Origin of the sequence: Paenochrobactrum sp. BZR 201-1 (genome assembly GCF_044987585.2) — a bacterium.
GTDB lineage: Bacteria > Pseudomonadota > Alphaproteobacteria > Rhizobiales > Rhizobiaceae > Paenochrobactrum > Paenochrobactrum pullorum.
Map to the genome: position 1 here is coordinate 57652 of NZ_JBJDRZ020000004.1, position 22701 is coordinate 80352.

The 22701-nt window shown below is 49.2% G+C and carries 24 protein-coding genes; 15 read left to right on the forward strand and 9 right to left on the reverse strand.

Going from position 1 to position 22701, the window contains the following annotated elements:
• From ACI0FR_RS02125 to map, 4 genes are all read left to right on the forward strand, one after another.
• Positions 1–771, forward strand: coding sequence for a transglycosylase SLT domain-containing protein (locus tag ACI0FR_RS02125; protein ID WP_404909759.1), 771 nt, complete (start codon positions 1–3; stop codon positions 769–771).
• Positions 772–895: 124 nt separating this feature from the next.
• Positions 896–1546, forward strand: a complete 651-nt coding sequence (trhA, locus tag ACI0FR_RS02130) for a PAQR family membrane homeostasis protein TrhA (protein WP_404907232.1) — start codon at positions 896–898, stop codon at positions 1544–1546.
• Positions 1547–1614: 68 nt separating this feature from the next.
• A complete protein-coding gene (locus ACI0FR_RS02135) occupies positions 1615–1827 on the forward strand; it encodes a ParD-like family protein (protein ID WP_374829032.1) in 213 nt (70 codons plus the stop codon).
• Positions 1824–2603 (forward strand): type I methionyl aminopeptidase, encoded by a 780-nt coding sequence (map, locus tag ACI0FR_RS02140; RefSeq protein ID WP_404907234.1) that lies wholly within the window; start codon positions 1824–1826, stop codon positions 2601–2603. Before ACI0FR_RS02135 ends, map begins: the two co-directional genes overlap by 4 nt.
• Positions 2604–2674: 71 nt before the next feature.
• Here the strand turns inward: map and ACI0FR_RS02145 are convergent, their stop codons facing one another.
• Positions 2675–3895, reverse strand: coding sequence for an argininosuccinate synthase (locus ACI0FR_RS02145; RefSeq protein WP_374829034.1), 1221 nt, complete (start codon positions 3893–3895; stop codon positions 2675–2677).
• 203 nt (positions 3896–4098) lie between these two features.
• Here ACI0FR_RS02145 and ACI0FR_RS02150 point away from each other — a divergent pair, with 203 nt between their 5' ends.
• Positions 4099–4758, forward strand: a complete 660-nt coding sequence (locus ACI0FR_RS02150) for a LysE family translocator (protein ID WP_374829035.1) — start codon at positions 4099–4101, stop codon at positions 4756–4758.
• A 22-nt stretch (positions 4759–4780) separates the two neighbouring features.
• Here the strand turns inward: ACI0FR_RS02150 and ACI0FR_RS02155 are convergent, their stop codons facing one another.
• The 5 genes from ACI0FR_RS02155 to ACI0FR_RS02175 all read right to left on the reverse strand — a co-directional run bounded on the left by ACI0FR_RS02155 (position 4781) and on the right by ACI0FR_RS02175 (position 8398).
• Positions 4781–5260 (reverse strand): hypothetical protein, encoded by a 480-nt coding sequence (locus tag ACI0FR_RS02155; protein WP_404907236.1) that lies wholly within the window; start codon positions 5258–5260, stop codon positions 4781–4783.
• Positions 5257–6492 (reverse strand): dual-specificity RNA methyltransferase RlmN, encoded by a 1236-nt coding sequence (gene rlmN, locus ACI0FR_RS02160; protein ID WP_404907237.1) that lies wholly within the window; start codon positions 6490–6492, stop codon positions 5257–5259. Before rlmN ends, ACI0FR_RS02155 begins: the two co-directional genes overlap by 4 nt.
• Positions 6493–6779: 287 nt before the next feature.
• Entirely contained in the window at positions 6780–7283 is a 504-nt protein-coding gene (locus ACI0FR_RS02165) for an invasion associated locus B family protein (protein ID WP_374829038.1), read from the reverse strand.
• Positions 7284–7580: 297 nt separating this feature from the next.
• Positions 7581–7973: a YkvA family protein gene (locus tag ACI0FR_RS02170; protein ID WP_404907239.1), complete on the reverse strand. Its 393-nt coding sequence runs from the start codon at positions 7971–7973 to the stop codon at positions 7581–7583.
• 128 nt (positions 7974–8101) lie between these two features.
• The gene (locus tag ACI0FR_RS02175; protein WP_404907241.1) at positions 8102–8398 is read right to left on the reverse strand and encodes a 4a-hydroxytetrahydrobiopterin dehydratase; all 297 of its coding nucleotides are present in this window, start codon (positions 8396–8398) and stop codon (positions 8102–8104) included.
• A 61-nt stretch (positions 8399–8459) separates the two neighbouring features.
• Between ACI0FR_RS02175 and ACI0FR_RS02180 the strand changes: the two genes are divergently transcribed.
• Complete coding sequence (locus ACI0FR_RS02180) at positions 8460–8930, forward strand: low molecular weight protein-tyrosine-phosphatase (protein ID WP_374829041.1); 471 nt, start codon at positions 8460–8462, stop codon at positions 8928–8930.
• On the opposite strand, the gene thpR is transcribed toward ACI0FR_RS02180, so the two are convergent.
• Both thpR and ACI0FR_RS02190 read right to left on the reverse strand, forming a co-directional pair.
• Positions 8882–9475 (reverse strand): RNA 2',3'-cyclic phosphodiesterase, encoded by a 594-nt coding sequence (thpR, locus tag ACI0FR_RS02185; protein WP_374829042.1) that lies wholly within the window; start codon positions 9473–9475, stop codon positions 8882–8884. The genes ACI0FR_RS02180 and thpR overlap by 49 nt on opposite strands.
• A 214-nt stretch (positions 9476–9689) precedes the next feature.
• Entirely contained in the window at positions 9690–10427 is a 738-nt protein-coding gene (locus ACI0FR_RS02190) for an arylesterase (protein WP_374829043.1), read from the reverse strand.
• A 244-nt stretch (positions 10428–10671) separates the two neighbouring features.
• Between ACI0FR_RS02190 and ACI0FR_RS02195 the strand changes: the two genes are divergently transcribed.
• The 4 genes from ACI0FR_RS02195 (at position 10672) to ACI0FR_RS02210 (ending at position 15700) form a co-directional block, all read left to right on the forward strand.
• On the forward strand, positions 10672–11391 hold the full coding sequence (locus ACI0FR_RS02195) for an ABC transporter ATP-binding protein (RefSeq protein WP_404907243.1): 720 nt from the start codon (positions 10672–10674) through the stop codon (positions 11389–11391).
• Positions 11388–13937: an ABC transporter permease gene (locus ACI0FR_RS02200; RefSeq protein ID WP_404907245.1), complete on the forward strand. Its 2550-nt coding sequence runs from the start codon at positions 11388–11390 to the stop codon at positions 13935–13937. Before ACI0FR_RS02195 ends, ACI0FR_RS02200 begins: the two co-directional genes overlap by 4 nt.
• Positions 13938–14182: 245 nt before the next feature.
• The gene (locus ACI0FR_RS02205; protein WP_374829046.1) at positions 14183–14959 is read left to right on the forward strand and encodes a Bax inhibitor-1/YccA family protein; all 777 of its coding nucleotides are present in this window, start codon (positions 14183–14185) and stop codon (positions 14957–14959) included.
• A gap of 201 nt (positions 14960–15160) precedes the next feature.
• Positions 15161–15700: a GNAT family N-acetyltransferase gene (locus ACI0FR_RS02210; RefSeq protein ID WP_374829047.1), complete on the forward strand. Its 540-nt coding sequence runs from the start codon at positions 15161–15163 to the stop codon at positions 15698–15700.
• Between the two features lie 855 nt (positions 15701–16555).
• Here ACI0FR_RS02210 and acnA read toward each other — a convergent pair.
• Positions 16556–19243: an aconitate hydratase AcnA gene (acnA, locus tag ACI0FR_RS02215; RefSeq protein ID WP_374829048.1), complete on the reverse strand. Its 2688-nt coding sequence runs from the start codon at positions 19241–19243 to the stop codon at positions 16556–16558.
• Between the two features lie 312 nt (positions 19244–19555).
• Between acnA and ccmA the strand changes: the two genes are divergently transcribed.
• From ccmA to ACI0FR_RS02240, 5 genes are all read left to right on the forward strand, one after another.
• The gene (ccmA, locus tag ACI0FR_RS02220; RefSeq protein ID WP_404907247.1) at positions 19556–20176 is read left to right on the forward strand and encodes a heme ABC exporter ATP-binding protein CcmA; all 621 of its coding nucleotides are present in this window, start codon (positions 19556–19558) and stop codon (positions 20174–20176) included.
• Positions 20176–20841, forward strand: coding sequence for a heme exporter protein CcmB (ccmB, locus tag ACI0FR_RS02225; protein WP_374829050.1), 666 nt, complete (start codon positions 20176–20178; stop codon positions 20839–20841). The genes ccmA and ccmB overlap by 1 nt, the downstream gene beginning before the upstream one ends.
• 197 nt (positions 20842–21038) lie before the next feature.
• Complete coding sequence (locus ACI0FR_RS02230; RefSeq protein WP_374829051.1) at positions 21039–21833, forward strand: heme ABC transporter permease; 795 nt, start codon at positions 21039–21041, stop codon at positions 21831–21833.
• Between the two features lie 17 nt (positions 21834–21850).
• Complete coding sequence (ccmD, locus tag ACI0FR_RS02235; RefSeq protein WP_374829052.1) at positions 21851–22036, forward strand: heme exporter protein CcmD; 186 nt, start codon at positions 21851–21853, stop codon at positions 22034–22036.
• Complete coding sequence (locus ACI0FR_RS02240) at positions 22029–22634, forward strand: DsbE family thiol:disulfide interchange protein (protein ID WP_374829053.1); 606 nt, start codon at positions 22029–22031, stop codon at positions 22632–22634. Before ccmD ends, ACI0FR_RS02240 begins: the two co-directional genes overlap by 8 nt.
• The last annotated feature ends 67 nt before the right edge of the window (positions 22635–22701 follow it).

Sequence of the window (22701 nt, forward strand, 5' to 3'; positions counted from 1 at the left end):
ATGATTACGGCTCTCAATGGTTACAACCAGACATCTGATCTGGCGCGGACACGTATTTTTTGTGTCGGACTTGCCATGTCAGCGATTGGACTGGTTTTATCCGGTTGCAATACGACAGGTGAGGGCTCTTCATCACAAATGGCTTTACTATCTTCGGTGTCAACCGATGCTGAAACAGGTCAAGCGGCTGATGGCAACAATGCGGTTGCTGTTGCAAATGCTGATACACCTGTCGATGCCGAGTCAGAAGCCGCAGCTGCCATGCAAATTGCCGGTTTGCAGCAGTCCGCCCCTTTGCCGTTATCACGTGAAGCAGCTATACCGGCCATGGCTTATGCCGGAACACCGGCGGATTCATCGCCGGGTTCGCTGGCTGCCAATTTAGCCTTTGAGACACCGCCGAATGCACCAACCGGCCTTGATGAACTCATCCAGAAATATGCTTCCACCTATGAAGTGCCCGAACGGCTGGTGCGTCGCGTGGTGCATCGTGAAAGCCGTTTTAATCCGGCAGCACGTAACGGGCCTTATTGGGGATTGATGCAGATCAGCCATCCGACGGCGCGCGGTATGGGGTATCGCGGTGTGGCCAGCGGTTTGCTGGATGCTGAAACCAACCTCAAATATGCGGTTAAGTATCTCGCTGGTGCTTATAAAGTGGCCGATGGTGACGAAAGTCAGGCGGTTAGATTCTATGCGCGCGGCTATTATTATGATGCCAAGCGTAAAGGTCTGCTGGAAGAAACCGGTTTGCGTCCAGCTCGCAAATAGCAATCTGTCTTCTCTTTTAAAGTCATAGCCATGTCATAATTGCGCGACATCTTCAAGTCGCGCAAACGACAGCCTATATATGCTGAATGTTTGCGCCTGGAACGAGTAAGCAGAAAGCACCGCTATGACGACTAAGACCAATCCCTCATGGAATTATACCCGTGCCGAATTATGGGCGGATGGGGTTATCCATGTGTTGGGCGTGATACTTGGTTTGATCGGTGCAGTCGCATTGCTCATTTACACACTGCCGGTTTTGCCTGTTTCCAAGTCTATGGCAATTGCAATTTATGCATTGTCGCTGGTGCTGGTTTTAACAATGTCGGCACTTTACAATATCTGGCCGGTATCACGGGTAAAGTGGTTTTTGCGTCGTTTTGATCATGCGGCGATTTACGTTCTGATCGCCGGAACCTATACGCCTTTTCTTATCCAGACTGGTGGACAAGCACCATATTTATTGAGCTTTGTGTGGGGTGTAGCACTATTAGGAGTAAGCCTGAAGCTTATGTGGCCGGCACGTTTTGAGCGATTGTCGATTGTGCTTTATCTGGCGTTAGGCTGGAGCGGGATTCTGGTTTATGACACACTTTTTCAAGTGCTTTCACCCACTACACTCTGGCTGATCGCTGCCGGAGGCGTGGTTTACTCGCTAGGTGTCATTTTCCATGTTTGGGAGCGGTTACGCTTTCAAAATGCCATCTGGCATGGGTTTGTCGTGTCAGGGGCGGCGCTACATTATTGTGCCGTGTTTTTTGCCAGCTCTTTGACATGAATTTCAGTTTGATTTTATGGTAATTGATCAGTATATGTTTCGTATATGAATCATATATTGGTTGAGCTATGGGTATTGTAAAAATTAATGACGAGCTGCATGAAGAGTTGCGTAAAGCCAGCGATGTGATGTGCCGCTCTATCAACGCACAGGCAGAATATTGGATGAAAATCGGCATGTTGGCGCAAGCGCATCCCGACATGACATTTAATGACATTGTGCAGATGCAGTTACGCAGCGCCAAGGTGGATCTGGGGCAAATTGTGCAGGCTCATTCATGATAAAAAGTGCTGAAGAACTGGAAAAAATGGCTGTATCCGGCCGCTTGCTGGCTGATGTTTTTGTCTTCATTGATCAGCTGCCGTTGGTGGGCATGACCACCATGCAGGTGAATGATCAGGTGGAAGATTATATCGTCAACACGTTGAAATCACGCCCTGCCAGCAAAGGGCAATATGATTATCCCTATGTGCTGAACTGCTCGCGCAATGAGGTGGTCTGCCATGGAATGCCGTCGGAAAAGGATGTGATTGCCAATGGTCAGATCATCAATTTTGACATCACGCTTGAGAAAGACGGCTTTATCGCTGATTCCAGTAAGACTTATATGATCGGCAGTGTAGCGCCTTATGCGGAAAAGTTGGTGCGCAGCACTTATGAAGCCTTGTGGAAGGGCATTGCAGTCGTGCGACCGGGCGCAACCGTTGGCGATATTGGCCATGCGATCGAGAGCTTTGCCAAGGGGCATGGCTATGGCGTGGTGAGCGAATATTGCGGCCATGGTATAGGGCGCGAAATGCATGAAGCACCGGATATTATTCATGTGGGCAAAGCAGGCACCGGCGTGGTGTTGCATGAAGGCATGACCTTTACCATCGAGCCAATGCTCAATCAGGGAACCGCGCGGGTCAAAACCAAAAAAGACGGCTGGACGGTGGTCACAAAGGACGGAAAACTGTCCGCCCAGTTCGAGCATACTGTGCAAGTGACAGCCGATGGAGTCAGGGTTTTGACACTGCGCCCCGATGAAGAAAAAATGCTGGATTTGCTGAAATAAAAGCAAATTTTGATGTAAAAAAAGCCCTTCCGCATTGCGAAAGGGCTTTTTCATTTTTTATGCGGATAAAATTAGCGACGATTACGTGCCGCCAATGTACGCAGACGCAATGCATTGAGCTTGATGAAGCCTGCTGCATCTTTCTGGTCATAGGCGCCGTGATCGTCTTCAAAGGTAACAAGCGCATCGGAATAAAGCGACTTATCGCTTTCACGACCGGTGACGATAACATTGCCCTTGTAGAGTTTCAGGGTTACTTCACCTTCAACATGCTGCTGGCTGAGGTCGATTGCGGCCTGCAACATTTCACGCTCAGGCGAGAACCAGAAGCCGTAATAGATCAACTCTGCATAACGTGGCATCAGTTCATCTTTAAGGTGAGCCGCACCTCGGTCAAGAGTGATGGATTCCATTGCGCGATGCGCTGCCAACAAGATGGTGCCGCCTGGTGTTTCGTAAACGCCGCGTGACTTCATGCCGACAAAACGGTTTTCTACAAGGTCAAGACGACCAATACCATTGTCACGGCCATAATCGTTCAACTTGGCGAGAATCGTTGCTGGTGACATGCGGATGCCGTTGATGGAAACCGCATCACCTTTTTCAAAGCCGATCTTGATGATGGTTGGCTTGTCTGGTGCGGCTTCCGGCGAAATGGTGCGCATATGTACATATTCAGGGGCTTCAACTGCTGGATCTTCCAGAACTTTACCTTCGGATGAAGAATGCAGCAGGTTGGCATCAACGGAGAATGGTGCTTCGCCGAGCTTGTCTTTTGCAACAGGGATCTGGTGCTGTTCAGCAAAGTTGAGCAGGTCTGTACGGCTCTTGAATGCCCAGTCGCGCCAAGGTGCAATGATCTTGATGTCCGGATTGAGCGCGTAAGCGGAAAGCTCGAAACGAACCTGATCGTTGCCTTTACCGGTTGCGCCGTGTGCAATGGCATCCGCACCGGTTTCTTCAGCGATTTCGATCAAACGCTTGGAAATGAGCGGACGTGCAATGGAAGTACCGAGCAGGTAGACGCCTTCATAAACCGCATTGGCGCGGAACATCGGAAAGACGAAATCACGAACAAATTCTTCACGGACATCTTCAACATAGATTTCTTTGATGCCGAGCATTTCTGCTTTTTTGCGCGCAGGTTCAAGTTCTTCGCCCTGACCCAGATCAGCAGTAAAGGTCACAACTTCTGCATTCAGTTCGGTTTGCAGCCATTTCAGAATGATGGATGTATCGAGGCCGCCCGAATAGGCGAGAACGACTTTTTTAACGTCTTTCAACTTGCTCATAATTCACTTCCGTTCGATGCAAAATCAGCCGGTTGACGGCCAGAAAGGGTCAGAGAAATATATTTGTTACTTGGTCTTTTATCAGCTGGATAAGACTGTGCAAGTATGATGGTGCAAGAGGCGTTGTTTCTGTCAAAAAAAATGATAGATAATCGCCTCTATTCGCGTTAGCTTGCCGAAAATTCATCTTACATGAGGTTCGGATGTCATTTTTGGCGGCGCTCACATTTATTCCTGAATGGCCGGTGATTGTGCAGTTTTTTATCGCAACTGCGATCCTGTCTCTCACCCCCGGACCTGATATGACACTATTTGTCGGGCGTTCTTTGTCGGAAGGTAAGGCTGCCGGTTTTGCCTGTATGGCAGGCGCCTGCACCGGCATTGTTATTCATAGCAGCATGGTGGCGCTGGGTTTATCAGCACTCATCATTGCTTCACCAACAGCCTTTTGGGTGTTGAAGGTGGTGGGAGCTATGTATCTTGTCTGGCTGGCATTTCAGGCGATCACCAAAGGCTCGGCTTTTTCACTGGAAAAGAACGTTACGAAGAAACACACATTCTGGCAAAACTGGCTTACTGGTTTAGGCATCAATTTGCTCAACCCGAAAGTGATTTTGTTCAACATGACGTTTTTACCGCAATTTGTGTCGGCACATGATCCGCATGTGACGGGAAAATTGTTGTTTTTGGGGCTGATCTTTATTCCGATGGCGCTGCCTTTCACCATTCCTATGGTGCTGGTAGCCGATAAGTTTGCTGGTCTTTTGAAGAAAAACCCGAAAGTTACTCGTATTATTGATTGGTTGTTTGCTGGTGTATTCTCGGCCTTTGCCCTGAAAATTCTGACCGCTCAAACCAAATAATAATGAATAAGAAAACGGGGATTTAAACCCCGTTTTTATTGCAAATTCTTTGTCTGATTGTACCGGCATTGCGACCGGCGATCTTCCAATAAATCAATCCGCAAATGGCACCACTGATAATAAGGCCGCCTAATTTAAACAAGCTGTCTTCAAAGGGCATCAGTCGTCCTGAGATAAGATTTTCAAACCAATTATAATAAATGATGGCAATGCCTAGCATTGCTCCGAAAATCATGTAGGTCAGACGGTTTTTAAGGGCAAAAATTTCCGTAATCAGAATAAAAATTGTGCAAGGCACAGCCATGATAAAGGCAGTTAAAACCCAGCCGATCAGCAAAACCGCACCAATGCCATGAATAAATTCAACTGGGTCTTCTATGCCTTCAGGAAACAGAAAACTTTGAGGAGCGGACACAAAAAACAAGCATATGAGGGCAACCAGTGTGATCAAAACATAGCCGGCCAGAATTTTTAAAATTAAAATGCCGGAGGATTGCTTCAAACAGCATTTTCCTCTGCTATCATGGCTTCAAGTTGAAGACGTTCACTCTTGCGCATGATTTCAGATTCGGATTTTAACTGGCCGCAGGCTGCGAAAATATCGCGCCCACGCGGGGTGCGGATTGGAGACGCATAACCAGCCGCATTGACATAATCAGCAAAACGCTCGATCTGCTCCCAATCCGAGCATTGGTAATTGGTGCCAGGCCAAGGGTTGAACGGGATAAGGTTGATCTTTGCAGGAATGCCACGCAGCAGTTTCACCAGTGCTTTGGCATCTTCCAAACTGTCATTCACATCCTTAAGCATTACATATTCAAAGGTAATGCGCTTGGCATTGGAAAGCCCCGGATAATCACGGCAGGCTTTCATCAATTCGGCCAGCGGATATTTCTTATTGATCGGCACCAGCATGTCGCGCAATTCATCACGCACAGCATGAAGCGAAATCGCCAGCATCACGCCAATTTCTTCGCCGGTGCGGTATATTTCAGGCACAACACCGGATGTGGAGAGCGTAATACGGCGCTTGGAAAGCGCCAAGCCATCACCATCAGAGGCAATCAACAGCGCCTTTTTCACTTCTTCAAAATTATAAAGCGGCTCACCCATACCCATCATGACGATATTGGTAACCTTGCGGCCTTCAGCAGGCACAATTGCACCATCTGGTGTGCCTTTTTCAGGGAAATCGCCCAAGCGATCACGCGCCACGAGAAGCTGCGCCAGAATTTCTTCGGCGGTCAGGTTACGCACCATTTTCTGGGTACCGGTATGGCAAAAAGAGCAAGTGAGTGTGCAACCAACCTGCGAGGAGATGCACAAAGTGCCGCGACCTTCTTCAGGAATATAAACGGTTTCAATTTCCACCGGACGACCGGCACCGCGTGGCGGAAAACGGAACAACCATTTGCGGGTTCCGTCATTGGAGATCTGTTCTTCAACCATTTCCGGCCGTTGAATACTGAAATTTTCCGTCAACGTATGACGCAAATCCTTGGAAATATTCAGCATATCATCAAACTCGGATACGCCGCGCACATAGAGCCAATGCCAGAGCTGGGCGATGCGCATTTTTGTCTGACGTGGCGGAACGCCGACATTGACCAATGCTTCTGCCATTTCTTCGCGGGAAAGACCGATCAAAGATGGTTTCAGCGGCCTGTTGGCGCGAATATGCTGCGCCAGACGGTCACGTGTATCATCCTGTGTCAGGTCGAAAGAAATGGACATCGTTTTACAGTTCTTCTGTGTTGGTTCGAATTAAATGTGGGTATGATCAAGGCACATCATATGCCTGTAGCCTCTTCAAAGGCTTTGTTAGGCGCGCTCATAACATGAAAAAGCGCAGCCGTCATCACACATGTTCTATTGCGTCATTTAACAAGCAATTGGGTAACAGGCAATTGGGGCTTTTTTCTATATAGAACAAAAAAGCCGGACTTAAAGCCCGGCTTTGAAAAATCAATCTGAAATCGAAAACTAAAGTTTCAAAAAATCAGATTTCATAGATCAAGAAATTACTTGCAGTTTTGAATGGCGTTCAATGCTGCGGTAATGCCTTTCAGCGAATAGGTGTAGCTTGTGTTGGTACCACGCTGGGATTGCGCTTTTACAACCATATCCGCACCACCGCGCATTGCTGCGATCAGCTGCGGTTCTTCTGCTGCATTTTCCATCCAGCCCGATTTTCCGTTCACAAACATATTGAATGAACGTGAACCGATGGTGACGGTTACTTTAGAATTAGCTTTCAGGTCATAACCAGCCATGAACTGTGGTTCGAAAGACACGTTCTGACCAGGCTTCTGGGTGACCAGAAAGAAATTGTCGCCATGATTAACGGATGATGGCTGCATCTGGGTCGGAACCGACAGCACATAGCAAACCTTGCCGTTACCTGACTTATAGCTATAGGCACCCCAGACGTCGAACTGTTTAATCTGGGTCGGTGTCTGTGCGAGTGCCGAACCCGCCATTGCAATTGTAAACACCGAAGCCGCGACGATCGATTTTCCAAGCATTGTTTTTTACCGGTTCTCTTTCGTTTGCTTCAAAATGGTAGATCGGGATAACCGCCGTTCACACGCCGTCCCGTTCAATTACCCTTAATTTGACTTAATTTAGGTTACTAAACGGTGAAGATTTAGCGAAAATGTCCAAGTTTTTTCGCCTTGTGGAAAATGGTCGTCATCTCGTCTCTGATTGCTCAGACATCAGCCAAAAGAAGGTGGCGAGATTTTGTCATATTCGCGACTACTGATAATAAGTTTGTTTTTGTTTGTGTAAAGGTTGAATTTGAGTAAAATAATCAACTTTGTTTATGCATGTTTGTTTGCTCTGCTGTCGGCTTCCTGCAAAGCAGTTTTGGCCGCTGCACGATGGGCAGGGGTAATATGGGTGCGGATTGCTGCCAGTGCGGCCATGAGCACAGCGATATCATCGGTAAAACCAATGCCTATCAGCATGTCCGGAATAAAATCAAACGGCAGGACAAAATAAGCCAGTGCCGCCATCAGAGTCATGCGGACACGGCGCGGTGTTTGCGGATCCAGTGCGCAAAAATAAGCGGCAACCACTTCATCCATAAACGGAATATGGCGGCCGGCGCGCCGCACGGTTTTCCAAAAGCCGTTTTTCACTTTGTCTTTACGCTGCTGGTAGGTGTTGTCATCACCAGGTTCCAGAATTTCTCCTATTTTCACATCATCCATCAACATCCCTCCGGGACTTTAATAAGCAGAATAGTTCATGTGCGTTTTGGGGCGGCACGAGCCACAATGAGCTATAAATGGGGAGGCTTTCATCTTCGTGCAAGTTATTGAAGGATATTATCCGGTTTTTAACTGCTGCCAAGCCGATCCATAATTTCAGCCATTTGAATATCCAGTTTGGTAATACCGTGGCTGGAATGGGTGGTGAGTGTAACTTCCACTTTATTATAAACATTGGACCACTCCGGATGATGGTCGAGCTTTTCTGCATGCATCGCAATACGGGTCATAAAACCGAATGCGGCATTGAAATTTTGGAAAGTGAACAGGCGTCGTATAGCTTTGCCGCTATTGACCATTTCCCAGTCAGGCAAAGCGATGAGAGCATTGGCAAGTTCTTGTGGGGTCAGAAGTGTGCGTGACATTCACTCATGCTCCGGTTTAGATAGGTATGTTGTTAAATAAACGCATATGGGTGATGGGATTATGCTCAAAAATACGCCGCGTTCCATTCTATTTATCTGTCTTGGCAATATTTGCCGCTCGCCTTTGGCAGAAGGCGTGATGCGCCACGTCTGGGAGAATTCCGGGCGTGACGAGATCATTCATTTCGATTCTGCCGGCACCAATGGTTATCACACCGGCGAAGCACCCGATCCCCGTTCGATTGAAGTGGCAAGGTTGCATGGCATTGATATTGCGGCACAGCGCTGCCGCCAGCTCACCCGCGATGATTTTTATAATTTTGATCTGATTTTGGGTATGGATCAGGTCAATATGGCCACACTTGCGCAAAGAAAACCAGACGACGCCACCGCACATATTGCGCTTTTTACCGATATTTCAGGGATCGGGGATATGGAAATCCCCGATCCTTATTTTGGTGATATGTCTGGTTTTGAAGAGGTTTATCGCATGGTGCTTTCATCTTCAAAAGCGCTTGCCGAGCGCTTTTGAAGTGAAGACGGGCGGTTCAAAGGCCACGTTTCTTCAATAATATAAGGACCGCCGCCGATAGAATCGCGCGATGACATCAGCACAAAGCGCGAGACGGTAAAGGGTTGGGTGGCAAAGTTACCTCGTGATGAAAGATAATGCGCCACATCGCCGTCACGCGGGTTTTTCAACCGTGCAAGGGTGACATGGGGCACAAATTTGCGCGGATCAGCCGGTACGCTTAGGCGCTGGCAGATGCGTTCGATCTCGGCCTGCAGCGCATTCAGTTCCGGTGAAGGGGCAACGCCTGCATAAATACTATGTGGTTTTTTGGAGCCGAAAGCCCCGACACCCGAAAGGGTCAAAGAAAATTGCTGCCGTTCGATACGGTCGAATTCAGATACGATTTCATCAGCAATATGGCCTTCAATATCGCCGATAAAGCGCAATGTCAGGTGATAGTTTTCAACATCAATCCAGCGTGCACCGGGCAAACCGCCGCGTAGCAGCGAGAGGGAAAGTGTAGCATCGCGTGGGATTTCGAGAGCGGTGAAAAGACGTGGCATCTGGCAACTCCCCGAACTGTCGTGCCCTAAACTGTAAAAGCCTTAAACGGCTGTGCTTGGGGCACTTGCGTGAAGCTGCTGTAATTTTTCAGCAGTTTCAGGCATTTGAGTGCTTAATTTCTGCTTTTCATCGCCTGCTCAATGCAAGGCGATATGTCAGCCAAACATTGAAAGTGCTTTGGGGCAAGTCAATTTAACTGTTTGAACCAATGTTTTATTGGGCTTTCCCCTGATTTTGCAGCTCTGTGATGGTTTTTTGAATAAAGGGGGAGAAGTTTGCAACCATCACAGCCACGCCTTCTGCATTCGGATGCATACCGTCTTCGAGCTGCAAAGATTGATTGGTCATCACGCCTTCAAGAAAGAACGGATAAAGCGGCACTTGATATTTATCGGCAAGCTTTTGATAAATCGGATTGAACTGCGCCGCGTAATCCGCGCCCATATTCGGTGGTGCTATCATACCAGCCAAAACAGCTGGAATTTTGCGTGCCTGCAAACGCTCCAGCATTTGATCGAGGTTTTGCGCGGTAATTTCCGGCGCAATGCCGCGTAAAGCATCATTGGCGCCAAGTTCTAAAATCACCAGATCGGCATCATCAGGCACCGACCAATTGAGGCGTTCCAAGCCGCCGGTGGTGGTGTCTCCTGAAACACCGGCATTTTCGACTGAAACATCAAACCCGTTTTTAAGAAGTGCATCTTCCAGCTGCTGGGGAAAAGCATCACCTGCCGGCAGCAGATAGCCAGCCATCAGGCTGTCGCCGAAGCCGATAATTTTAAATGATGATAGTTGGTCTTCGGGCAAAACCTCTTCCAGTCCTGATGATTCTTCCATATCCGGCTCCGGATTTTGCACCGTTCCTTGCGCACGGGCGGCAAGTGCAAACAGCCCCATAATGGCGATGATGAGGATAATGTGAAGAAAAGCTGCAAGAGGTTTGAAACGCATTCAGAAAAACCCATATTGCCGGAGTATGCAAATGTGGGAGGCCAGCATTTGCAATTTTAAAGCGGCGAGAACCGCTTTGCTTGTTTAAGTTAGATCATACTTGGGTAAAACAATCTGCATCACCAATGATAATACTCGGTTTCATCGTAAATATTTTGTTATTGCTCATAACTAGACCAAGCCACAACTAGACCAAGATTGCGTGAAATATGAGGCAAGATCATGGATAAGGGAAGAAAAATACGTGTCACATCAAACTGTTGAACAGGCAATCGTGCTCGACAATATTGAGCTAACTTTAGGACACGGAGTTTCTTCCGTTCATGTATTGAAAGGCATTAGCCTGTCATTGCAACAAGGGCATTCTTTCGGCATCGTCGGGCCTTCGGGCTCCGGTAAATCAACGCTTTTGATGGTGCTGGCTGGTTTGGAAAAAGTTGATAGCGGCCGTGTCACCATTCATGGCGAGCGCCTTGATTTGATGAATGAAGATCAGGCAGCTGCATTCCGCGGTCAGAATATCGGTATTGTTTTTCAATCTTTTCATCTGATTCCCAACATGACAGCACTCGAAAATGTGGCGGTGCCGCTGGAACTGGCTGGGCGCAAAGATGCTTTTGAGGTGGCTGAAAAAGAATTGCGCGCTGTTGGCCTTGGAGAACGCCTTAATCATTACCCTTCCCAATTATCGGGTGGCGAACAGCAGCGTGTGGCCATTGCCCGCGCACTTGCGCCATCGCCGAAAATTCTGATCGCCGATGAGCCAACCGGTAATCTGGACACGGTCACAGGCCAGCAAATTACTGATCTCCTTTTTACCAAGCAGCGTGAAACTGGCTTGACGATGGTGCTTGTCACCCATGATCCTTCACTGGCGGCGCGTTGTGATCTGGAAATTCCGGTACGGTCCGGCTTGATCGAAAGCGAAAAGATGAACGCCTCAAGGCAGGCGGTATCTGCATGAGCGTGATTAAATCTGTGGCGCTGGCGCTACGCTATGCTCTGCGTGAAATGCGCGGTGGTTTGAGCGGTTTTTATGTGTTCATTGCCTGTATTGCCTTAGGCGTGGCTGCAATCGGCGGCGTTAATTCGGTGGCGCAATCGGTGGGCGATGGCATTGCTGCACAAGGGCGCAGCATCCTGGCGGGCGACATGAGCTTTGCGTTGCAGCAGCGCCAGGTCACGCAAGCAGAAAAACAATTTTTAGACAAGCAAGGTCAATTATCCGAAAGCGCCACCATGCGCTCGATGGCCAGAAAAGCCGATGGCAGTGACCAGTCCTTGGTTGAAGTTAAGGCTGTCGATCAGAGCTATCCGCTTTATGGTGATTTAAAAACCACGCCTGATCTCGCGCAAGATGCGCGTTTTGCGCCACAGAATGGTATCTATGGAGCGTTGGTTTCGCAGCTTTTTCTTGACCGGATGGGCATGAATATCGGCGACGATATTCTACTCGGCACTGCACGTTTTCAATTGCGGGCTGTGATCGACGAAGAGCCGGATTTATTATCGGACGGCTTTAGTTTTGCGCCCCGTTTTATGATATCGCTCGATGCTTTATCCGGTGCCGGTCTTATTCAACCCGGAAGTTTGGTCACTCATATTTATAAGATCGCATTGCCTGATGATGCAGGCGATAGTGCGTTGACGCAAATTCGCGACGACGCCGCTAAAGACTTTCCCGATGCAGGCTGGAATATCCGCAGCCGCAACAATGCGGCACCATCTTTAACGGCGAATATTGAACGTTTCTCGCAGTTTTTAACTCTTGTTGGTTTAACAGCACTGATCGTTGGTGGTGTTGGCGTGGCCAATGCGGTGCGTGCTTATCTTGACAGCAAACGTGCCGTGATTGCGATGTTTAAATCACTGGGGGCGCCTGCGCGTTTTGCAGTTCTTGTCTATCTCATCCAGATCACACTGATTGCTTTGATCGGTATTGTGATTGGCTTAGGACTTGCAATGCTTATTCCTTTTGCCGCAATGGCGGCATTGGATGGCTATCTGCCAGTGACAGGTATGAGCGGTGTTTATCCTTGGTCGCTGTTTTTGGCCGCTGTTTTTGGCCTCATCACAGTTTGGGCTTTTGCCAGCATCCCGCTGGGGCGGGCACGCTCTGTCGCACCAACAGAATTGCTGCGCGAAAACGGTGTGGCACATCATGGCCGCGCGCCTTGGATTTATTTTATCCTTGCTTTTGCTTTGATGGCACTGTTGGCCGGATTGGCGCTTTACGTGGCTTATGACCGGCGCATTGCAGTGGTGTTTATCACAGCAACGATTGCAGCCTTTATCATTTTGCGGCTGGTGGCACACCTCATTCAATATATCGCTAGAAAAGCACCTCGCACCCGCTCCACAGCATTACGTTTGGCTATCGGCAATATTTACCGGCCGAATGCACTGACCTCTTCGGTCGTTTTATCGCTTGGTTTGGGGCTGACATTAATGGTGGCTTTGGCGCTGGTGGATGGCAATTTGCGTCAGCAAGTGGCCTCCAATATTCCAGCGCAAGCACCTGATTTTTTCTTCGTTGATATACAAAATGCGGAAATCGATGGCTTCCAGAAATTGGTCGGCGGCATTGCTCCTAACGGTAAACTCACTGCCGCACCCATGTTGCGCGGTCGTGTGATTGAGCTCAATGGCACCAATGTGCGAAAAATGGATATTCCGGCAGCAGGCGGATGGGTGCTGCGCGGCGATCGCGGCATCACTTTTTCTGCAAATATGCCTGATAATGCGACGCTCAATGAAGGGGAGTGGTGGCCAACCGACTATAGCGGCGAACCGCTCGTCTCTTTCGCCGCTCAAGAAGCGCAGGATTTGGGCTTGAAAATCGGCGATACGATTACGGTTAATGTGCTGGGGCGCAATATTACCGCTAAAATTGCCAATGTCCGGCAGGTGCAATGGGAAACATTGGCGATGAATTTTGTCATGGTGTTTTCGCCTAATACCTTTGCCGGTGCGCCGGTGACATGGCTTTCGACCCTCACTTTGGATAATGGCGATAAAAATCTGACCGCCGATGTGTTGCGACAGGTGACTCAAACCTATCCGACCATTACATCCGTTGGTGTCAAAGATGCGGTGGAAGTAGCCAACACATTGATATCACAGCTTTCCACAGCCATTCGTGCAGCCGCTTCGATTGCGTTGGCGGCATCTGTTCTGGTGTTGGGCGGGGCATTGGCTGCGGGCAATCGGGCGCGGATTTATGATGCTGTGGTGTTAAAAACTTTGGGCGCTACGCGTGGCACGCTGATTAAAGCCTATGTGCTCGAATATATGCTGCTGGGACTGGCAACAGCTGTTTTTGCACTTTTTGCCGGCGGTTTGGCTGGCTGGTATGTGATTGCGCAAATCATGCGGCTGAAAGCAGAATTCTTACCCGATGTAGCAGGTATGACCGTTTTCATCGCATTGATTTTGACGATAGGATTCGGGCTTGCCGGAACATGGCGGGTGCTTGGACAAAAGCCGGCCAGTATATTGCGGGAGTTATAACAGGAGCAATTTTATCGGATTTTATGTTAAGGTACTGGTCGATATATAAAAAAACGACCCGAATCGTGGCGGAATCGCTGGTTTTTTTAAACATTGTCTTGTGTCGGGGCTTGATAATCACCATAATATGTTCAGGCATGCTGGGGTCCCGCCAGCGGCGCCTGGAGTGTTTTGGTGGTCACGTATGTTTCGTGAATGCTGAGCGCACCGACACCGGACGGGACAACGCAAAAGGATTTTAAGTCATGGCTGACTATCGCAACATTCAGGCGCGTGGTCCGGTTGGAGCCCGCGCAGAAGCAGGCATCGATCAGGGCCTGCGCAGTTACATGCTCGGCGTCTATAATATGATGGCTATTGGTTTGGCTGTCACAGGTATTGCGGCTTTCGCAATGGCTGCATTGGCAACCACCACAGATGCATCATTGGCCGTCGCGCAGATGAGCAACGGTAAAATGCTCACCTCATTTGGCGCAACTCTTTACACCTCGCCATTGCGCTGGGTTGTAATGCTTGCACCATTGGCTGCAGTCTTCTTCCTGAGCTTCCGCATTGAACGTCTTTCAGTTGCAACAGCAAATGCTGTGTTCTGGGGCTATGCGGCGCTGGTAGGTATTTCGCTTTCATCGGTTTTCCTGGTCTTCACCGGCGAAAGCATCGTTCGTACATTCTTCGTAACGGCTGCTTCATTCGGCGCGCTGTCGCTTTATGGTTACACCACCAAGCGTGACCTGTCGGCGATGGGCTCGTTCCTGATGATGGGTCTCTTCGGCCTGATCATTGCATCTGTTGTTAATATTTTCCTCGGCTCTACCGCGTTGCAGTTTGCAATCTCGGTTATCGGCGTATTGATCTTTGCTGGTTTGACCGCTTATGACACCCAGTCGATCAAGGAAATGTATTACGAAGGTGATGGTTCCGAAACGCAGGGTCGTAAAGTTGTTATGGGCGCGCTGCGTCTGTATCTCGACTTCATCAATATGTTCATGTTCCTGCTTCAGTTCATGGGCAACCGGGACTAATCACTGAATGTGAATGAATTGAAAAAGGCGGCTGAATGGCCGCCTTTTTTATTGGTTTTTTTTAAAAAACCCCCTCTTTTTTAATTAGGTCTTGTGCCTTTTATTTAAACTATGCAATAGCACTCATGATTATGTCTCCGCCTGCTTTTATGCAGCTACGCGTTCCCGACATGTGATGCCGGGAGGATACAGGAATAAATCATGGTTAGTCTTCGCAAGTTTCAGTTTTCGGATTTCGCCGATGTCTATGCTATTTATTCAGATGCAGTAGAAAAAGGCACTGGTAGCTATGAAACCGAGCCGCCGACGATGACGGATATGCGCGGCCGACTGACCATGCTGATTGCACAAGGCTTTCCGCTGATTGTGGCGGTGGAAGGCGATCAGGTGCTGGGCTATGCCTATGGCAGCTATTTCCGCACGCGGCCTGCTTATCGCTGGATGGTGGAAGATTCAATTTACATTGCTGAAGAGGCGCGCGGGCAGGGCATTGGCAAATTGCTTTTAAGCGAGTTGATCAAGCAATGCACTGCTTTGGGTTTCCGCCAGATGGTGTCGGTGATTGGTGATGCCGAGGGCAATTTCGGCTCGGTACGTTTGCATGAAAGTTTGGGCTTTATCGAGTGTGGCCGCATTAAAGGTTCCGGCTTCAAACATGAACGTTGGCTTGATACTTTGCTGATGCAGTTTGAACTGAATGAAGGTGATAAAGTGCCAGCAAACAAGCCGCCTTTTGCCTGATTTTTTAAGTATTCTAGAGCGTATCGCACTTAATCGTATCCACCGTGCTCGCTCTAGCGTTTTGTTTTTACGCATGTCTTTATCCTAAAACCGGTGCCCACTTTTGGGAGACATGCTTTAGATGCAACACCAATAGCGACCTGTCGCTTTTGATAAAAAGCCGACAGCGTCGTGATAAGTGGTGGCAGTACATGGTGCCGCCACACGCGCGGAGTGAGCTCCACGCGTTTATTTATGCTTACTAACACAGCGTTTCTGCGCCGGTTAGAGCCGCTCATCGTCAAGCACAGCATAGTGCAAAGATGTCGCTTCACCTCCTTCGGTTTAAGATAAGGGTATTGCAAAAGCGCTTCACGCAAAACGCAGCATGCATTTACGAGCGATTATTTTTTCGTGTGCAGAGACGGCCGCAATGCGTTCTCATTGAAAGCGCACATATATCTCTGCTCATAAAGTGCATTGCTGCTGTGGTGCTCTAACCCGCCAGTTTTGCGAGTATGATGTAATAAATAAGCATGCCTGCTCTTGAGATTGACATTATATAGCTCCGTCATTTGAAAAAAACTTTTTAATAAAAAACAAATTTTTACGCTTAATTGGACTTCGGTCTGAATGATTATGTGCCTCTATATATAGCTTTATTTGGCGCTGTTTGGAATCCCGTTGCTTTACTTGATCTGCTGATTGCATCAGAAAACGCTGACATAATTTTCAATGAAATTAAGCTTAGTTCAGGAAGTGCTTAATAATGTGATCTGTGCGTGGTGAGAGGCTCTCTGATTCGCTTTTGCGCGGCATAAAAAATGCCGCCGGATCGCTCCAGCGGCATTTGTGATTTTATATCCGGCTTACAGATTAAGAAGCCAGATCACGTAAGACCGTCTGCAAAATGCCGCCGTTCTTCATGTAGTCGATTTCATCAAGTGTATCAATACGGCAGATCAGTGGAACCTGCTTCACGCTGCCATCAGCAAAGGTGATGGTGGAGTTGATAACCTGACGCGGACGTACATTTTCCAGACCTTCAATGGTGACCATTTCGTCACCTTTGATGCCGAGGGACTGCCAGCTGGTGCCGTCTTCAAACACGAATGGTACGATACCCATACCAACGAGGTTGGAGCGGTGAATACGTTCAAAAGACTGCGCAATCACGGCTTTGACGCCGAGCAGATTGGTGCCCTTTGCAGCCCAGTCACGCGATGATCCGTTACCATATTCCACACCGGCAAACACAACCAATGGAACGCCTTCATCTTTATACTGCATTGCTGCATCATAAATTGAAGTTTCTTCCTTGGATGGGTAGTGGATGGTGTAACCGCCTTCACGGCCGTTTTCACCCAGCATGTGGTTGCGGATACGGATATTGGCAAATGTACCGCGCATCATCACTTCGTGATTACCACGACGTGTACCGTACTGGTTGAAGTCTGCAACAGCCACGCCGTTATCGAGCAGATATTTACCGGCAGGCGACTGTGCCTTGATCGAACCGGCAGGGGAGATGTGGTCGGTGGTGATCTTGTCGCCGAAGAGACCGAGAACACGTGCGCCCTTAACATCATTGATCTTGCCGGCAGATTTGCCCATGCCGACAAAATATGGCGGGTTCTGCACATAAGTGGACTTGTCATCCCAGGCATAGGTCTGGCCATCCGGCACCTGAACGGCCTGCCAGTTTTCGTCGCCTTTAAATACGTCCGCATATTTTTCAGAGAAGATTTTGCGGGTTACGTTCTTGGCGATGAATTCCTGAATCTCGGCCGATGAAGGCCAGATATCACGAAGATAAACCGGATTGCCGTTCTGGTCTTCGCCCAAAGGCTCAGATGTGAGGTCTTTGGTGACAGTACCGGCCAGCGCGTGGGCCACAACCAATGGCGGGGAAGCCAGATAGTTTGCCTGTACGTCCGGTGATACGCGACCTTCAAAGTTACGGTTACCGGAGAGAACAGCCGCCGCAATCAGACCCTTTTCATTGATGGTCTTGGAAATGGCAGCAGGCAGTGGACCGGAGTTACCGATACAGGTGGTGCAACCAAAGCCGACAAGGTTGAAGCCCAATGCGTCGAGGTCTTTTTGCAGGCCGGCGCTTTCGAGATAGGCTGCAACAACCTGAGAACCCGGAGCCAGCGAGGTTTTAACCCAAGGCTTGGTTTTCAAGCCTTTGGCGACTGCATTGCGTGCGAGAAGACCGGCAGCAATAAGAACACTTGGGTTGGATGTGTTGGTGCAGGAGGTAATTGCAGCAATAGCAACATCACCATGACCGAGATCATAATCTTCACCTTCTACAGCGTAGCGTGCATCCTGACCGGTTGTTTTTTTGTATTCTGTTTCCAGTGCCGTGGCAAAGCCGGAGGCAATACCTTCAAGCGGAATACGGCCTTCAGGGCGTTTTGGTCCAGCCATAGAAGGCACAACATCGCTCATGTCCAGCTCGAGAATGTCGGTGAATACAGGATCTTCCGAACCTGCTTCACGCCACATGCCTTGTGCGCGCGAATAAGCTTCAACCAGTGCCATACGTTCTTCTGTACGGCCGGTGGTATTCATATAGTTGAGGGTTTCTTTGTCCACTGGGAAGAAACCACAGGTCGCACCATATTCAGGGCCCATATTGGCAATGGTGGCGCGATCGGCGAGGGTCATATTGTCGAGACCAGGGCCGAAGAATTCAACGAACTTACCGACAACGCCTTTTTTACGCAGCATCTGCGTAACGGTCAGCACCAAGTCAGTTGCGGTGACGCCTTCTTTAACCTTACCGGTCAGCTTGAAGCCGATAACTTCCGGCAACAGCATGGAAACAGGCTGGCCGAGCATGGCAGCTTCAGCTTCAATACCGCCAACACCCCAGCCCAGCACGCCGAGGCCATTGACCATGGTGGTGTGACTGTCGGTACCAACGCATGTATCAGGATAAGCAACGGTGACGCCGTCTTCTTCTTTGGTCCATACGGTCTGCGCCAGATATTCAAGGTTGACCTGATGGCAGATACCGGTGCCAGGAGGCACAACGCGGAAGTTCTGGAATGCCTGCTGACCCCATTTGAGGAAGCGGTAGCGTTCGCCGTTGCGTTCATATTCCAGATCAACGTTGCGTTTGAAAGCGTTTGCATTGCCGAATTCGTCAACGATGACGGAGTGGTCAATTACGAGGTCAACCGGCACGAGCGGGTTGATTTTTTCAGGGTCGCCGCCGAGCGAAACCATTGCATCGCGCATTGCAGCCAGATCAACAACGGCCGGAACGCCGGTAAAATCCTGCATCAAAACGCGGGCTGGACGATATGCAATTTCGGCACCTGCGGTACCGCGGTCGGTCAGCCATTTGGCAACATTTTCAATGTCTGTTTTTTTGACAGAGCGGCCGTCTTCAAAACGAAGGAGGTTTTCAAGCAAGACTTTCATGGAGAAAGGCAGCTTGGAAATTCCAGTCAGTCCGTTCTTTTCAGCTTCGGTCAGGCTGTAATAGACATAGTCCTTGCCCCCTGCTTGCAAGGTTTTGCGGCATTTAAAACTGTCGATTTGCGACACGATGTTCGTCCTTCATGCTACTGGCCGGAAAACCAGGACGAACGCCAAGGCTTGCGTTTCAAGGACGCTGCTCAAGGTGCGGGTGCAGTCATTTCCGCTGTCCGTCCCGACCTGTGCTGTTTTAGCATCAAGCTTTTGAGATCGGCCAAAATTCGTTTCCACACCGACCGCTGGCATGGTAGCTGCTATATAGAGAGTTTTTTAAAACGATTCTAGATAGATATTGAGAATATTGGCTGGTTGCGGCGAAATGTTGCGATGCACTATATTTAATCGGTTTGTAATCGCAGATGCAGGGTTTTCGGAGGTGAAATGCGGGTTGTTGTGACGGATTTAGCCGCAGAACGCGGCGGTCAGCATGTTTTTAGCGGCCTATTTTTCAGTCTGGAGCAAGGTAACGCTTTGGTGATTACCGGCGAAAACGGTTCCGGCAAATCCACATTGCTGCGAATCATTTGTGGTCTGCTGGAGCCGGTACATGGCTTTATCCGCTTGGAAAGCAGCGACGGGTTGTTGGATCTACAATCCTCATTGCATTATCTCGGCCATCAAAATGCGATGAAGCCTAGCCTGACAGTGCGTGAGAATTTGCAATATTGGCGCACATTCAATGGTAATCCACATATTGAAATTGACGATGCACTGGAGCAGGTTGGTCTGATCGGCATTGATCATTTGCCGTTTGGATATTTGTCGACAGGGCAAAAGCGCCGTGTTTCCATTGCCAAGCTTTTGGTCAGCTATCGCCCGATCTGGGTGGTAGATGAACCAACCGCCGGCCTTGACGAGGCTTCGGAAAAACGCTTTGCCAATTTGATGAGAACACATCTGGCTGAGGGCGGCATGATTATTGCCGCAACCCATATTCCTCTTGGCCTTGAAGGTGCACAAAGAATTGATCTTGGTGCTTATCAAACGGAAAGCGCGGATTAATGCTCGCACTCTTTATCCGTGATATTCGCTTGAGCCTGCGCGCAGGCGGCGGGGCTTTGATCGGAATTCTATTTTTTCTGGCTGTCATTGCGGTGATGCCTTTTGGCGTCGGCCCTGATCTTAATCTGCTGGCGCGCATCGGCCCTGCCATGTTGTGGATCGGTGCATTGCTTGCGGTTTTGCTCGGACTTGACCGCTTGTTTCAGGTGGATCGGGAGGATGGCTCGATTGATCTGATGATCATGGCATCCAATACCCATATGCTGCCGCTGATTGTGTTTACCAAAAGTCTGGCACATTGGACAGGCAGTGTGTTGCCGCTGGTGGTGGCAAGTCCACTGCTTGGGCTTTTTATGAATATGGATGAAATATCAATCGGTGCAACGGCTTTGACCTTGCTGGTCGGTACGCCGGCGATCACCTTTGTCGGCGCAGTTGGTGCGGCCTTGGCAGTGGCACTTCCGCGCGGGGGGCTACTTGTATCGGTGATTGTGTTGCCTTTAACTATCCCTGTGCTTATTTTCGGAGTTTCAGCTTCTTATGGCGCAACGGTTGAAGGCTCACCATTTCTGGCACCTTTCCTGATCCTGATCGCAATTACGCTATTTTTTGCTGTCATCGGCCCTATAGCGGCAGCGTCCGCGCTCAAAAATGCAACTGATTAATGAAATATACCGGATAAATTGAAGGTGTCTGACTAAAAAGCGACAGGCTGCGGCGAAAATGGTGATTTTCGTGTGCCCGACAGCAGTATACTGCACGTATATGAGCAACGGAGCATGTAACAAACACCTAAGGCGGTCAGTATGGCGCATTTGCATGCAGGTGTTGAAAGTTTGACCGGCGAGGCTATGTAGGTTTAATGAGCAATAAATTCTTTCTTTCCCGCTGGATTGATCTGGCTAATCCGACACGGTTTTTGTGGCTGGCGGGCTTATTGCTGCCTTGGATGGCTGTCATTTCTGCTGTGTTGCTGATTGTCGGCCTTTACATGGTCTACTTTTCACCTGAAGATTATCAGCAGGGTATTACCGTTTGGATTATGTATATCCACGTGCCTTTCGCATGGCTCTCGATGATGTGTTATACTGTGATGGCGATGTCGGCGCTGGGCACACTTGTGTGGCGTCATCCGCTGGCTGATGTATCTGCCCGTGCAGCCGCTCCGATTGGTGCGGCATTCACAGCGCTTGCGCTTTTGACCGGCTCCTTATGGGGCAAGCCGATGTGGGGCACTTGGTGGGTGTGGGATGCACGCCTGACCTCTGTATTTGTGCTGTTTTTGATGTATCTCGGCGTGATTGCTTTAAGCCGCGCCATTGATGATCCGTCAAAATCAGCGCGTGCTGCGGCTGTGCTCATTCTGATCGGCTTTATCAATATTCCGATTATCAAATTCTCGGTTGATTGGTGGAATACGCTCCATCAGCCGGCATCAGTCATCCGCATGGGCGGCTCGACCATTGATCCGTCGATGCTTTATCCTTTGCTGGTGATGGCTGCCGGTTTTACCATGTTGTTTTTCACGCTGCATTTGATGGCGATGCGTAATGAAATCTGGCGCCGCCGTGTGGCTGCCATGCGCAAAATGGCGGCACGTCATGCCGATGCAAGACCTGCAAGATCGCCAGCTGCGCCACAAGTCGCAGATGTGTGAAAAGGAGACATAAAACAATGACTCATATCACTTATGTTGTTGCATCTTATGTGATCTCCGCTTTGGTTCTGACCGGCATGATTACATGGATTTTGTTGGATCAGCGCGCACAACGCAGTGAATTGCAGCGTCTGGAAGCGCAAGGTGTGCGCCGCCGTTCGCGTCGCACGCAAGAAAATGGCGCAGGAAATAGCAATGACTGAGCAGAAACAGCCTGAAACGCAAGCGCAGTCTGTCAGCTCCAAGCGCGTCATTATGGCTTTGTTGCCACTGATCATCTTTGCAAGTCTGGCGGGCGTGTTTGCCTATCAATTATTGTCCGGCAAAGATGCGTCCACCATTCCGTCTGCTTTGATCGGGAAACAGGCACCGGACACCGAACTGCCGCCTTTGGAAGGTCTGACACGCGATGGTGTGCAACTGGCAGGCATAACCAGTGCCGATTTCAAAGGTCAGCTGACATTACTCAATGTTTGGGCATCATGGTGTGCACCATGCCGTCAGGAGCATCCGGTGTTCATGGAGCTGGCTAAAGACAAGCGCATCAAGATCGTCGGATTGAACTATAAAGACCAGCCGGAAAATGCCCGCCGCTTTTTGGGTGATCTGGGCAACCCTTATGTGGCTGTCGGAACAGATCAGGCCGGACGTTCAACCATTAACTGGGGCGTTTATGGCGTTCCGGAAACATTTCTGATCGGTCCTGATGGCGCTATTCTCTATAAGCATGTCGGGCCGGTGACGCCAAAAGCAGTGGTGGAAGAAATCCTGCCATTGGTTGATAAATACGCAGCCTCTTAAAATTTTTTATTTTTACTTATAAAAAAAGCGCAGTGCCAAAACGGACTGCGCTTTTTTTGATTATATC

What these genes read in the sequence shown, in the direction of transcription:
- ACI0FR_RS02125 (WP_404909759.1), top strand. Translation starts at nt 1, where the DNA reads ATGATTACGGCTCTCAATGGTTACAACCAGACATCTGATCTGGCGCGG.
- trhA (WP_404907232.1), top strand. Translation starts at nt 896, where the DNA reads ATGACGACTAAGACCAATCCCTCATGGAATTATACCCGTGCCGAATTA.
- ACI0FR_RS02135 (WP_374829032.1), top strand. Translation starts at nt 1,615, where the DNA reads ATGGGTATTGTAAAAATTAATGACGAGCTGCATGAAGAGTTGCGTAAA.
- map (WP_404907234.1), top strand. Translation starts at nt 1,824, where the DNA reads ATGATAAAAAGTGCTGAAGAACTGGAAAAAATGGCTGTATCCGGCCGC.
- ACI0FR_RS02145 (WP_374829034.1), bottom strand. Translation starts at nt 3,895, where the DNA reads ATGAGCAAGTTGAAAGACGTTAAAAAAGTCGTTCTCGCCTATTCGGGC.
- ACI0FR_RS02150 (WP_374829035.1), top strand. Translation starts at nt 4,099, where the DNA reads ATGTCATTTTTGGCGGCGCTCACATTTATTCCTGAATGGCCGGTGATT.
- rlmN (WP_404907237.1), bottom strand. Translation starts at nt 6,492, where the DNA reads ATGTCCATTTCTTTCGACCTGACACAGGATGATACACGTGACCGTCTG.
- ACI0FR_RS02165 (WP_374829038.1), bottom strand. Translation starts at nt 7,283, where the DNA reads ATGCTTGGAAAATCGATCGTCGCGGCTTCGGTGTTTACAATTGCAATG.
- ACI0FR_RS02170 (WP_404907239.1), bottom strand. Translation starts at nt 7,973, where the DNA reads ATGGATGATGTGAAAATAGGAGAAATTCTGGAACCTGGTGATGACAAC.
- ACI0FR_RS02175 (WP_404907241.1), bottom strand. Translation starts at nt 8,398, where the DNA reads ATGTCACGCACACTTCTGACCCCACAAGAACTTGCCAATGCTCTCATC.
- ACI0FR_RS02180 (WP_374829041.1), top strand. Translation starts at nt 8,460, where the DNA reads ATGCTCAAAAATACGCCGCGTTCCATTCTATTTATCTGTCTTGGCAAT.
- thpR (WP_374829042.1), bottom strand. Translation starts at nt 9,475, where the DNA reads ATGCCACGTCTTTTCACCGCTCTCGAAATCCCACGCGATGCTACACTT.
- ACI0FR_RS02190 (WP_374829043.1), bottom strand. Translation starts at nt 10,427, where the DNA reads ATGCGTTTCAAACCTCTTGCAGCTTTTCTTCACATTATCCTCATCATC.
- ACI0FR_RS02200 (WP_404907245.1), top strand. Translation starts at nt 11,388, where the DNA reads ATGAGCGTGATTAAATCTGTGGCGCTGGCGCTACGCTATGCTCTGCGT.
- ACI0FR_RS02205 (WP_374829046.1), top strand. Translation starts at nt 14,183, where the DNA reads ATGGCTGACTATCGCAACATTCAGGCGCGTGGTCCGGTTGGAGCCCGC.
- ACI0FR_RS02210 (WP_374829047.1), top strand. Translation starts at nt 15,161, where the DNA reads ATGGTTAGTCTTCGCAAGTTTCAGTTTTCGGATTTCGCCGATGTCTAT.
- ccmA (WP_404907247.1), top strand. Translation starts at nt 19,556, where the DNA reads ATGCGGGTTGTTGTGACGGATTTAGCCGCAGAACGCGGCGGTCAGCAT.
- ccmB (WP_374829050.1), top strand. Translation starts at nt 20,176, where the DNA reads ATGCTCGCACTCTTTATCCGTGATATTCGCTTGAGCCTGCGCGCAGGC.
- ACI0FR_RS02230 (WP_374829051.1), top strand. Translation starts at nt 21,039, where the DNA reads ATGAGCAATAAATTCTTTCTTTCCCGCTGGATTGATCTGGCTAATCCG.
- ccmD (WP_374829052.1), top strand. Translation starts at nt 21,851, where the DNA reads ATGACTCATATCACTTATGTTGTTGCATCTTATGTGATCTCCGCTTTG.
- ACI0FR_RS02240 (WP_374829053.1), top strand. Translation starts at nt 22,029, where the DNA reads ATGACTGAGCAGAAACAGCCTGAAACGCAAGCGCAGTCTGTCAGCTCC.